Origin of the sequence: Mesorhizobium sp. M1D.F.Ca.ET.231.01.1.1, from assembly GCF_003999155.2 — a bacterium.
Lineage (GTDB): Bacteria > Pseudomonadota > Alphaproteobacteria > Rhizobiales > Rhizobiaceae > Mesorhizobium.
Map to the genome: position 1 here is coordinate 1 of NZ_RZOZ02000079.1, position 403 is coordinate 403.

Annotated in this window: 1 pseudogene; it reads left to right on the plus strand. The window is 70.0% G+C overall.

The window, feature by feature from the left end:
* Positions 1–140: 140 nt before the first annotated feature.
* Positions 141–403: pseudogene (locus EN874_RS32370) on the plus strand (hypothetical protein); the annotation flags it as partial.

The window sequence follows — 403 nt, forward strand, 5'->3', positions numbered from 1 at the left end:
GCCACCCTGGCTTATCTCTACGCCCAGCGTGGCCGGCTGTTCGATCCTCGATGCGTGGACGCGCTGCTGCGCGGCCGCGAACAGCTGGACCAGATCTGCGCCGAGCATTCGATGGCGTCCGCGCGCCCGGGGCTGGGCGCGTGAAACGCCTGTTGTCGCAGCTGCGGCTGCGCCTGTCCCAGCGCCAGGACAGCGAGCACGGCCAGCAGATCGTCCGCATCGTGCTGATCAGCCTGATCCTGGCCTACGTGCTGTTGCCGGCGCCGCGCCACGATCTGCCGCACACCCAGTACGTCGGTGTGCTGGCGATCGTGCTGACCGGCCTGAGCCTGTCGCTGCTGCTGTTCGGCTGGCTGCTGTGGCGGCCGGCGCGTTCCGATCCCCGCCGCGTGCTGGGCATGCT